Source organism: Nocardioides flavus (ex Wang et al. 2016) (assembly GCF_014653115.1).
GTDB classification, from domain to species: Bacteria; Actinomycetota; Actinomycetes; order Propionibacteriales; family Nocardioidaceae; genus Nocardioides; species Nocardioides flavus.
Window position 1 is genome coordinate 64315 of the sequence record NZ_BNAD01000008.1, and the last position, 10658, is coordinate 74972.

10 protein-coding genes and 1 riboswitch are annotated in these 10658 nt (G+C 73.4%); of the genes, 7 read left to right on the top strand and 3 right to left on the bottom strand.

What is annotated here, in order from left to right:
• Positions 1-79 precede the first annotated feature (79 nt).
• Positions 80-766, top strand: coding sequence for a hypothetical protein (locus IE200_RS13900; RefSeq protein WP_191280086.1), 687 nt, complete (start codon positions 80-82; stop codon positions 764-766).
• A gap of 17 nt (positions 767-783) precedes the next feature.
• Here IE200_RS13900 and IE200_RS13905 read toward each other — a convergent pair whose 3' ends face one another.
• Positions 784-1197, bottom strand: coding sequence for a VOC family protein (locus IE200_RS13905; protein ID WP_191280087.1), 414 nt, complete (start codon positions 1195-1197; stop codon positions 784-786).
• Between the two features lie 17 nt (positions 1198-1214).
• Positions 1215-1278: riboswitch (guanidine-III (ykkC-III) riboswitch) on the top strand.
• Between the two features lie 12 nt (positions 1279-1290).
• Here IE200_RS13905 and IE200_RS13910 point away from each other — a divergent pair.
• Positions 1291-1605, top strand: coding sequence for a DMT family transporter (locus tag IE200_RS13910; RefSeq protein ID WP_191280088.1), 315 nt, complete (start codon positions 1291-1293; stop codon positions 1603-1605).
• A gap of 19 nt (positions 1606-1624) precedes the next feature.
• Here the strand turns inward: IE200_RS13910 and IE200_RS13915 are convergent, their stop codons facing one another.
• Both IE200_RS13915 and IE200_RS13920 read right to left on the bottom strand, forming a co-directional pair.
• Entirely contained in the window at positions 1625-2395 is a 771-nt protein-coding gene (locus IE200_RS13915) for a 3'(2'),5'-bisphosphate nucleotidase CysQ (RefSeq protein ID WP_191280089.1), read from the bottom strand.
• A 9-nt stretch (positions 2396-2404) separates the two neighbouring features.
• Positions 2405-3232, bottom strand: coding sequence for a response regulator transcription factor (locus IE200_RS13920; RefSeq protein ID WP_191280090.1), 828 nt, complete (start codon positions 3230-3232; stop codon positions 2405-2407).
• Between the two features lie 471 nt (positions 3233-3703).
• Here IE200_RS13920 and IE200_RS13925 point away from each other — a divergent pair, with 471 nt between their 5' ends.
• From IE200_RS13925 to IE200_RS13945, 5 genes are all read left to right on the top strand, one after another.
• On the top strand, positions 3704-4414 hold the full coding sequence (locus IE200_RS13925; protein ID WP_191280091.1) for a sensor histidine kinase: 711 nt from the start codon (positions 3704-3706) through the stop codon (positions 4412-4414).
• Positions 4398-5081: a response regulator transcription factor gene (locus IE200_RS13930; protein ID WP_191280092.1), complete on the top strand. Its 684-nt coding sequence runs from the start codon at positions 4398-4400 to the stop codon at positions 5079-5081. Before IE200_RS13925 ends, IE200_RS13930 begins: the two co-directional genes overlap by 17 nt.
• A complete protein-coding gene (locus IE200_RS13935; RefSeq protein WP_191280093.1) occupies positions 5078-6874 on the top strand; it encodes an asparagine synthetase B family protein in 1797 nt (598 codons plus the stop codon). Before IE200_RS13930 ends, IE200_RS13935 begins: the two co-directional genes overlap by 4 nt.
• Positions 6875-7203: 329 nt before the next feature.
• Complete coding sequence (locus IE200_RS13940; protein ID WP_191280094.1) at positions 7204-8718, top strand: exopolysaccharide biosynthesis polyprenyl glycosylphosphotransferase; 1515 nt, start codon at positions 7204-7206, stop codon at positions 8716-8718.
• Positions 8719-8783: 65 nt separating this feature from the next.
• Positions 8784-10646: an ABC transporter ATP-binding protein gene (locus IE200_RS13945; RefSeq protein WP_191280095.1), complete on the top strand. Its 1863-nt coding sequence runs from the start codon at positions 8784-8786 to the stop codon at positions 10644-10646.
• Positions 10647-10658 lie beyond the last annotated feature (12 nt).

Sequence of the window (10658 nt, forward strand, 5' to 3'; positions counted from 1 at the left end):
ATCCCCGACCGGCTCCGCCAGCCTGCTGGCGGGGCCGGTCGTACCGTTCCACCCTCCCGAACCCCCGAGAGGACCGCCGATGTCGACACGACTCGCCGTCCGCGCGTGCACGGCAGGGCTCCTGGGCATGACCTCGCTCGGTGTCGTCCCGCCTGCGACCGCCCGTGACACGGTCGCCACCACCACGGTCGCCGAGGCGGAGGCGTCGAAGGTCGACTTCGGCGAGGTGGTCGACGTCACGCTCGACGTCGACGGCGAGGACGGCTTCTCGCCCACCGAGGGCACCTCCACGCTCTATGCCAGGAAGGCGACGAGCTCCACCTGGGAGGCCGTCGCCACCAACTCCTCGGCGTCGCTCGACTTCCTCGACGTGCGTCCCCGCATGACCACGACCTACAAGGTCGTCTACAACGGCCACGAGGCCGACGCCACGAGCGGCGACGACAGCTATGCGCGCAGCGAGTCCGCACCGTTCACCGTCGAGGTCGCCCGCACGATCACCCGCCCCCGCGGGGGGTTCGAGGTGAGCGGCCGCGTACGGCCCCGCTACGCCGGCCGCGCGATCGTGGTGCGGGTCTCGGCGGAGCGGCGCGGCGGGTTCACGCGGTTCAGGAAGCTGCGGACCGACCGCCGCGGCCGGTACTCGATCGTGCTCCCCCGGCGCGGCGGCGTCTGGTACTGGTCGTTCGTGGTGAAGGCCGACCAGTCGTACGCCGGCACCCGGTTCAAGTGGCGCACCTGGGTCTCCCCCGAGCGCGCACGCTGACCTGCGCCTCCCCCGCGTCAGCCGGCAGGCGGGGGCGGCCCGGCGTCCACCTCCGCCTGTGAGCGCAGGATGCAGAACTGGTTGCCCTCCGGGTCCGCCAGGACGACCCACCCCGTCCCGGGACCGTACGACCCGCGCCGGTCGTCGACCTGCGTGGCCCCGAGCCCGAGGACCCGCTCGACCTCCTCGTCCCGCGTGCCCTCGCGCGGACGCAGGTCGAGGTGGATCCGCTTGGCCGGCAGCTCGGCGTCGGGCACCTCGATGAACAGCAGGCTGTGACCGGTCTCCGGGTCGAGGATCATGCACTCCTCGTGACCGGGCTCGTTGGGGTCGCCCTCGACGTCGACGTAGCCGAGCAGCGCCTTCCACCACTCCGAGAGCCCGTAGGCGTCGTGGCAGTCGACGGTGGTGTGCGCGACGAAGGAGGTCATGCGCCCACGCTAGTCTGGCACAGCCCCGACCCGTGGGCGACCGGACGAGGGAGCCGTACCCGGCAGGACAAGACGGCCATCGAGGAGATGGTGATGTCCTGGTTCGTGCTCGTCCTGTCCGGCGTCCTGGAGGCGGTGTGGGCCACCGCCCTCGGCCGCTCCGACGGCCTCACCCGGCCCGTGCCCACCGCGACGTTCGTCGTCGCGCTCGTGCTCAGCATGGTCGGCCTGGGCTATGCGATGCGCACCCTGCCGGTCGGCACGTCGTACGCCGTGTGGGTCGGCATCGGCGCGACCCTGACCGTGGTGGTCGCGATGGCGACCGGCACCGAGTCGTTCTCGGTCCTCAAGGCCCTGCTGCTGACCGGCCTCGTCGGCTGCATCGTGGGCCTCAAGCTCGTCCACTGAGCCCGAGTGCCGACGGACGTCAGGCGGTGCCGTGGCGCCGGACGAAGTCGACGATCTGCTCGGCGAGCTCGGGCCGGCACACGATGAGGTCGGGCAGGGAGGTGTCGTCCTCGTTGTAGACCAGCGGCGAGCCGTCGACGCGGCTGCAGTGCAGGCCGGCCGCGCGCGCGACCGCCACGGGCGCGGCGTTGTCCCACTGGTACTGGCCGCCGGCGTGGACGTAGGCGTCGGCGATGTCGCGCACGACGCTCATCACCTTCACGCCGGCGCTGCCCATGGGCACCAGCTCGGCGTCGAGCTCGGCGGCCAGCGCCTCCACGAAGGCCGGCGGGCGGCTGCGGGAGACGGCGATGCGCGGACGGTCCGACGTGCGCGGGGGCACGACGCTGGGCCGGCCGGTGCTGAAGGTCTCACCCAGCGCGGGCTGGGCGACGGCGCCGGCGACCAGGTCGCCGTCCTGCCAGAGCGCCACGTGGACGGCCCAGTCGTCGCGGGGCGGCTCGGAGAACTCCCGCGTGCCGTCGAGGGGGTCGATGATCCAGACCCGGCTCGCCGTGAGCCGCGCCTTGTCGTCGGCGGCCTCCTCGGAGAGCACCGCGTCGCCCGCGCGGTGCTGGGTCAGGATCCGGTCGAGCTCGGCCTGGGCAGCCGCGTCGCCGGCGTCCTTGAGGGCCTTGCCCTCGAGGCCGTCGGCCGCGGCACCGGCGCGTACGTCGAGGAGGACCGAGCCGGCCCGTTCGGCCGCCCAGACGGCGAAGGCGTGGTCGTCGAGCGAGGTGGGATCGATCATGGAGGCAGCCTATCGACGCGCCAGCGACACCCCGCCGCCGCTCACCTCCCCGGCGGCGCCGACCCCGCGCTCGAGGCCCGGACCACCGCCCGCCACCTGGTCGGGCACGTGCTCCGACTCCGGCTCGGACACCGGCTCGGACACGGGCCGTGGCGCCGGCACGAGGTGGGCGGGGAGCACCCGCTCCTGGGCCTGGTGGTACATCGCCACCGCCTTGAGCTGGGTGGAGGCGCCGAGCTTGGCGCGCAGCGACTTGACGTGGCTGCGCACCGTCCCGCTCGACACGCCGAGCTCCGCGCCGACCTCGGAGACCCGGCGTCCGGCGGCGAGGAGCTCGAGCACCCGGCGCTGCTGGGGGGACAGCGTCGCCAGCAGCGACGCGAGCTGCTGCTGGCGGTCCACGGTGAGGGCCCAGGCGGTGCGCAGCGCCGCTCGCCGTCCGGGGTCCATCACCGGCGCGTCGCCGGCGAGCAGGTCGACCGCCTCGGCCAGCTCAGCCACCGACGTCGACTGCGTCACCACGTCGAGTCGCTCCGACTCCAGCAGCCGGCCCCACCTGACAGCGGCCTCGACCGACGTCACCACGAGAACCCGGAGGCCGCTGACGGCGAGGTAGCGACGCACGTGCGCGATCACCGGCTCGTTGTCAAGCCCGTCGGTGATGACGACCAGACGCGACGGACCGACGTCCCCGCGACCCGGGGACGTGCGCGTCGTCAGGGTCTCGTCCCACCCCAGTGCGTCCGCCGGGGTCCCGACGGACCGCAGGGCGGCTGCGACGGCCTGGGCCACCAGCAGGTGCGGCGACACCACCCCCACGCGCCCCGACACGCTCATCCGGTCCCTCCTCCAGCCGCCGTGTGGCGAGCATGACCGGCCCTGCGACGCATGGCGTCGACCCCCCGGCCAACGTGCACACAATTGGGGACGGTGCACACCGGCACCCGGACACCTGCGGGCGGGACGTGCGGCCGGGCCCGTCTTGCCGCTGGCTGGACGGACGCTGCCACCGCCCTTGCGACGCCCTTGACCAATTGTGGGCAAGGCCTCAAGGCTCCGGACCAGACCGCACCACCCACAAATGGGGTATGGGCCGCGAAGTGGTGGACAGGCGCCCCGAGCCGTCCCATGGTGCATGTGGGAGTCCTGCTCGTTCGGGGTCGAGCGAGTCCGCATCAGCCACTGGGGAGTGGTCGCGGGCCGCGAGCAGGTACAAGGGAAAGCACATCATCGGGGGAGCACATGCTCAGTACAGCAGTCAGCACGCGGGCCAGGTGGTCGGCCGTCCGGCCACACCTCACCTGGAGGGTGAGGCGCACTGCCCACCACTCGGCGCCCGCCGACGTCACACCTCAGAGCGACACGTCCCGCGAGCACCGCGAGCTGTTGCACGAGCTTCGCAGCACGATGGCCGGTCTCGTGTCCGGGTCGGCCCTGCTCGACAACCCGGACGTGTCGCCGGAAGCACGGCAGCGCCTGTGGGAGTCGATGCGGCGCGAGCTCGACCGGATGGACCGTCTCCTGTCCGGTCGGCTCGGGCCGTCGTCCGAGATCGACCTCGACGAGGCGCTCGAGTCGATCCTGGAGCTCCAGCGCCTCAAGGGTCGCCACGTCGAGGTCCGCGGCGCGAGCGACGTCGTGTGCGGCCGGTACGACGCGCTGGCCGAGGTGCTCAACATCCTGGTCGACAACGCGGCGACCCACGGCGGGGTCGACCACAGCGTCGTGGAGGTGGTCCGGCGCGACGAGGACACCGTCGACATCCGCGTGAGCGACGAGGGCAGGGGCATCCCGGCGGAGCAGCGCGACCGCATCTTCGACTGGGGCCTCCGCGGCGAGGACTCGCCCGGCGAGGGCATCGGCCTCAACCTCGCCCAGCGCCTGATGACCGAGGACGGCGGCACGCTGCGCCTCGCCGAGCACGACGGCACCGGCTCGTCCTTCGTCATCAGCCTCCCGGCCGCGCGCCGGCCGGTGGACGACCTGGCTCCGGGGAACCGTCGTGCATGGACTTTCTAGGGCCGAGCACCGCGTCCTGATCATCGACGACCACGTGCTCTTCGCCGAGTCGCTGGAGCTCGCGCTGTCGTTGGAGGGCTACGACGTACGCCGGCTCGAGCTGCCCGAGGAGGGCGGGTCGATGGCCACCCTGCGGTCGCTGGCGCTGCGCGCCAACCCCCGTACGGTCATCCTCGACCTCGACCTGGGCCGCTTCGGCGACGGCGTCAACCTGGTCGCGCCGCTGGCCCGTGCCCACGTCAACGTCGTCGTGGTGACCGCGTCGCAGGAGCTCGGCCGCTGGGGCGAGTGCATGCGGCTCGGCGCGCGGAAGGTGCTCACCAAGAGCGGCGCGCTGCAGCAGGCCCTGTCGACGGTGCGGCGGCTCCACCAGGGCCTGCCGGTCACCACCCGCGAGGAGCTCGAGTCACTGCTCGACGCGTGGTCGCACCAGAGCCGCGTCGACGACGACATCCGCCGGCGGCTCGACCGGCTCACCCCGCGTGAGCGGCAGGTTCTCGGGGCCCTCATCGAGGGACGGACCGTGCGTGCCATCTCGCAGGAGAGCGTGGTGTCGGAGGCGACCGTGCGCACCCAGGTGAAGTCGATCCTCAACAAGCTCGAGGTGTCGTCGCAGCTCGCCGCCGTCGGGATGGCGAACCAGATCGGCTGGAGGGTCGGGGCATGACCGGCGCGGGGGTGTGCGGCATCCGCGCCCTCGGGTCCCGGCTCATCACCGAGGACACCCTCCTGCAGATGGCGGCGGCCCAGGACCACCGCGCCGGCGGGGGCGCCGACGTGTGGCTCGGTCCCGGGGTCGGTCTGGCCCGGTCCCGCCGAGCCGCGGGGCCGCACGCGCCGCTGGCCGAGGTCCGTCCGCAGCCGGTGCGGTCGGCCGACGGACGCTGGGTGGTGGTCCTCGACGGCGCGATCGTCAACCGGACGAGCCTGCGCGCGTACCTCGACCGTCCCCTCCGTGGCGACGACGCCGAGCTGGTCGCGGCGGGCCTCGCCCTGCAGGGCATCGGCTTCGTGGAGCGGGTGGAGGGGCGGTTCGCCCTCGTGGCGCACGACTTGCGCACCGGCACCACCCACCTGGTGCGCGACCGCATCGGGGCCCTGCCGCTGCACTACCGCCGCGTGCCCGGCGGGGTGGCGTTCGCCTCCGAGGTCAAGGCGCTCCTCGTGCTGGGCCCTCCCGCGGACGTCGACCACCGCAGCCTCGACGCCTACCTCGCGCACCGCACGGTGCCCGCACCGGACACCCTCGTCGAGGGGGTGAGGAAGGTACGCCCCGCGCACCGCGTGGCGGTCATGCCCGACGGACACCTGGAGGAGACGGCCTACTGGGCGCCGCCCGACGCCGACCCGGAGGGGACGTGGACCGCCGACGACGCGGTCGAGTCCGTGCGCGACGGTGTGCGCGAGGCCGTACGGTCGGCACTCGAGGCCGGCGCCCCGCCCGGCGTCCACCTCACCGGCGGGATCGCCGGCAGCGTGGTCGCCGCCCAGGCCCGGCAGCTGCTCGGCGACGAGCCCGTGCACACGTTCTCCCTGGCCCTCGGCGACGACGCCGGGGAAGAGCTCGCGCGCACCCGGCGCGTGAGCGACCTGCTGGACACGCGTCACCACGACGTCCGCCTGGGTGCCGGCGACGTCGCCGAGCTGTGGGGCCCCCTGACGTGGCACCGCGACGCCCCGCTGTCGGGTCCTGCGGACCTCGCCGCGCACGTCCTCGCCCGCACCGCGGCCGAGCACGTGCCGGTGCTCCTGTGCCCGCAGGGCGCCGACGAGCTCTTCGGAGGGCACTCCCGCCACCGGCTCGCGCGCGTGGCGGAGCGGTCGTACGGCCTGCCCGCGCCCCTCCGCTCGGGCCTGGAGCGACGGGTCGAGCGACGGCTGGGGGCGACCTTCACCACGTCCGAGCGCCGTCGGTTGCTCGGCCGGAAGGCTCCGCCGGAGCGTCGTGCGAGCCCGGTCGCCGGGGTGCGGCACACCCTGCCCGACGACGTCCTCGAGCGCCTCGACCGGATGGCGACGGCAGCCGACCTCGAGGTGCGCCTGCCACTGCTCGAGAGCCGCCTCGTCGAGCTGGCGTTCCGCCTGCCGAGCCCGGTCAAGGTGCGCGCCGGGTGCACCACGTGGGTGCTGCGCGAGGCTGCCCGTCCGCTGCTGCCCGACGAGGTCCTCGAGCGCCGCGTGCCCGAGCCCGGCACCGGCTCGTGGTGGTACGCCGGCGTGCGCGACACCGTCCGGGAGCGCCTCACCGGTCCGGGGTCCTGGGTCGCGCAGAACCTGGACGGGGCGATGGTGGGCGACATGATGCTGCGCCACGAGCACGGCGCCCACGAGCACGACCGCATCTGGACCCTGCTCTCGCTCGAGCTGTGGCACGAGAGCTTCTTCGCAACCGTCCCGGCCGTGCCGCGACCCCGCGGGGCGGTGCACCGGACCGCGACCGGCGCGGCGCGCCTGTCCTGACGTGCCGCGACGGTCGAGGAGGGGGAACCTCGACCGTCGCCACTGGTGCGCGTCGTCGTCCGTGGCGAGATGTGGGGCTGCTCGCCATCCGCTCGGTCACACAGACCATCGCCGGAAGAGTCAGCGTCGCGAACCAGCGTGGTGCACCTCTTCGAGGGTAGTCCCGGGCCCGGGTCGCGCCCATCCCTCTGAGTGGGTAACTCGTCGCCGCCACCTGCAGGCCTTTCGTCGATTTGCGGCATGAGCAGGCGGTCGCCCGCTCCTAGGCTCGCAATCACTGTCAGCACAGGGTTGCCATCGGGGGGCACCTCGCAAGGGGTTGGGGAGCGATGACTCAGATCTCGTTGAGGACCACCGGGCTGGACGTCGAGCCGGTCACGGCTGTCCCGAGGCCACGCGAGGCGGTGGTGGACGGCCCGACCGTCCTCCTGCCCCCGCGACACCCCGAGCGTGCCGACGAGCAGCCGACCGCGGCCCACGGCAGGAAGCCCGCGTCCGAGTCCCCCGCCCGTGCCCGTGGACGCAGCCTGAGCGTGCGGTCGTTCGTCGTCGACGCGGTGCTCGCGGCCGGCCTGGCCGCCGCGTGGGCCGTGTCCGGGACACTGCCTCCCGGGCTCGCAGGTGCTGCCGCCCTTGCCTGGCCCGTGCTCCTGCTCGCGACCGGCCACTACCGACGCGGCGCGCTCGGCGAGACCCGCGCCGGACGTGTCCGCGCGATCCTCGGATCCGGCCTGCGCGGGTCGGTCCTGGCCCTGGCTGCCTCGCCCTTCCTCACCACCATCGACCTGATCGCGCTGGCCCAGCTGGTCGCGGCCTTCGCGGTCGCGAGCGGCACCCACCACCTCGTCGCCGCACGCCGCTCGCGTCCGCGGCTCGTGCTGGCCGGGCACGGGCCTGACCTGCGGACGGCCATGGCAGAGCTCGACACGGCCGGCATCCACGAGGTCGTCGCGGTCTGCCTGACCGGGGGCTCGCAGGACTCGTTCGCCGACGAGCTGCCGGCCTACGAGGGCCTGGAGTCCGCCGTACGGGCCGCGGACGACCACCAGGCCGACGCCCTCGTGGTGCTGCCGAGCGCACGCCGCACCCCCGTCGAGATGCGACGCCTCCACTGGGCGCTGGCCGGTGTCGGCGCCGAGCTGTGCGTCGGCACCGGGCTCCTCGACGTCGAGCCGCAGCGCACGCGCCTGCTGTCCGGCGCCGGCCTGGGCGTCCTGCACGTCAGCGGCCCCGTCCTCGACGGTCCGCGTCGCTTCCTCAAGGACGTGGTGGAGCGATCGGTCGCACTCCTCGCCCTGCTCGTGGCGCTGCCCCTGCTGGCCGCACTGGCACTGGCGATCCGCATCGAGACCCCGGGCGCGGCCCTCTTCCGGCAGCAGCGCATCGGGCGCAACGGCGTCCCGTTCACGATGCTCAAGCTGCGGTCGATGGGCGTGGACGCCGAGGCCCAGCGCACGGCGCTCTCCGACAGCAACGAGAAGGACGCCGTGCTCTTCAAGATCCAGCTCGACCCGCGGATCACTCCGCTCGGCCGGGTGCTGCGGAAGTACTCGCTGGACGAGCTGCCGCAGCTGTGGAACGTCGTGCGCGGGGACATGTCGCTCGTGGGGCCGCGCCCCGCGCTGCCCGGCGAGGTCGCCCGGTACGACGTGGACCCGCGACGCCGCCTCGTGGTGAAGCCCGGCGTCACCGGCCTGTGGCAGGTCTCCGGACGCTCGGACCTCAGCTGGGAGGAGTCCGTGCGGCTCGACCTCAGGTACGTGGACAACTGGTCGCTGGGGCTGGACCTCGCGATCCTGGCCCGTACGGTCCGGGCCGTCCTCGGCCACCGCGGTGCCTACTGACGAGGCCGCTGGCAGGACCTGCGATCCGGCGGTACGAGCGATCGAGCTCGGATAGGTTGGAGCGCATGGCGTCGACCGATCCGTTCGACCCCGTCTCGGTGCACGTCGCGGCTCGCTCGCAGCGCAGGTCGTGGAGCAGGCTCGTACGCCTGGTCAGGTCGAGCCTCGCCCTCGTGCGGGTCTCGGGCCGACGACACTTCTCGGCCCTGGTCTGCCTCCAGGTGGCGGCCGCTGCCGCCCTGGCCTTCCAGGTCCTCGCGGTGCAGTCGCTGCTCTCCGCCGTCCTCGCAGCGGAGGAGGGCGCGACCGTCGATGCGGCGATCGGCCCCATCCTCCTGCTCGCCGGGCTCACGGCGACGACGGCCGTCCTGGGCGTGTGCCAGTCGCAGCTGCAACGCGTGCTCGGCGAGCTCGTGGCCCGCACGATGTGGGGGCGCGTCCTCCGGGTGGCGACCGGGGTCGACCTCTACCACTTCGAGACACCCGCGTTCTACGACCACCTCGAACGCGTCCAGACCCACGCCGTCGGCCGGCCCTACCAGGTGACACAGGGGTTGCTGGCCATGGCCGGGGCCACCGTGGCGAGCATCGGGCTAGGTGTCGCCCTGGCGAGCATCTCGCCCCTCCTCCTCGTCCTCGTCGCCGCCGGTGGGGTGCCGGTGCTCCTGACGAGCCGTCGCGAGTCCCGGCTCGAGTTCGGGTTCTCGGTGCAGCAGACGGCGGTCCTGCGCGAGCGGACCTACCTCGCTCTCGTCCAGACCGGTCGGGACGAGGCGAAGGAGGTGCGGGCGTTCGGCCTCGGCGACTGGCTCCGGTCGAGGTTCGACGACAGCTACGAGCGCTACCTGGGGGCGCTCCGCCGGCACGCAGCCCGACGGACCGTGCTCGCGCTCGTCGGCCAGCTGGGCTCGGCGGCCATCCTCGCGGGCACGCTCCTGGTGCTCGTACGGCTGGTCTCGCAGGGCAGCATCGGCGTGGCCGAGGCGGGCGCCGCCGTCGTCGCCATGCGGCTGCTCGCCGGCCAGGTCCAGTCCCTGTTTCGCGGCATGCAGGTGATCTTCGAGTCCGGGCTGTTCCTCGACGACCTCGACCGGTTCCTGGAGCTCGGCCGCTCGTTCGTCGACCAGTCGCGGGGCGTCGAGGCACCCGTGTCGTTCGGGACCATCCGGGTGGACGACGTGCGGTTCAGCTACCCGGGTTCGTCCGTCGAGGCGTTGCGCGGGATCAGCCTGGAGCTCCACGCGGGCGAGATCGTCGCAGTGGTCGGCGAGAACGGGTCCGGCAAGACCACCCTGGCCAAGCTGTTGGCCGGTCTCTACCGCCCGGCCAGCGGCCGGATCACCTGGGACGGCTCCCACATCGACGACTTCCGTCCCGGCAGCCTGCGCGAGCGCATCAGCGTCACCTTCCAGGACTTCGTCCGCTACGCGTTCAGCGGCGCCGAGAACATCGCCGTGGGCCGGGTCGAGGAGGCGGCGTCGGACGACAGGGTGCGGCGGGCGGCCCACGTCGCCGGCGCAGATGACGTCCTGGAAGCACTGCCCCACGGCTACGACACGTTGCTGTCCCGGCTGTTCTCCGGTGGCGTCGACCTGTCCGGCGGGCAGTGGCAACGCGTCGCGCTCGCCCGGTCCTTCTTCCGCGACGCGCCGCTGATGATCCTCGACGAGCCGAGCGCCGCACTGGACCCGCGAGCGGAGCACGCGTTGTTCAGCAGCCTTCGCGACGTGCTCGACGGGCGGACCGCGCTGTTCATCTCCCACCGGTTCTCCACGGTGCGCGGGGCCGACCGCATCGTCGTCATGGACGCCGGCACCGTCGTCGAGGAGGGCACCCACTCCGAGTTGATGGCTGCCGGCGGCCTCTACGCCGACCTCTACCGCTTGCAGTCGGACACCGACGTCGGCGGTGACGCTGCCTCGAGCTGACGCGGGGTCACC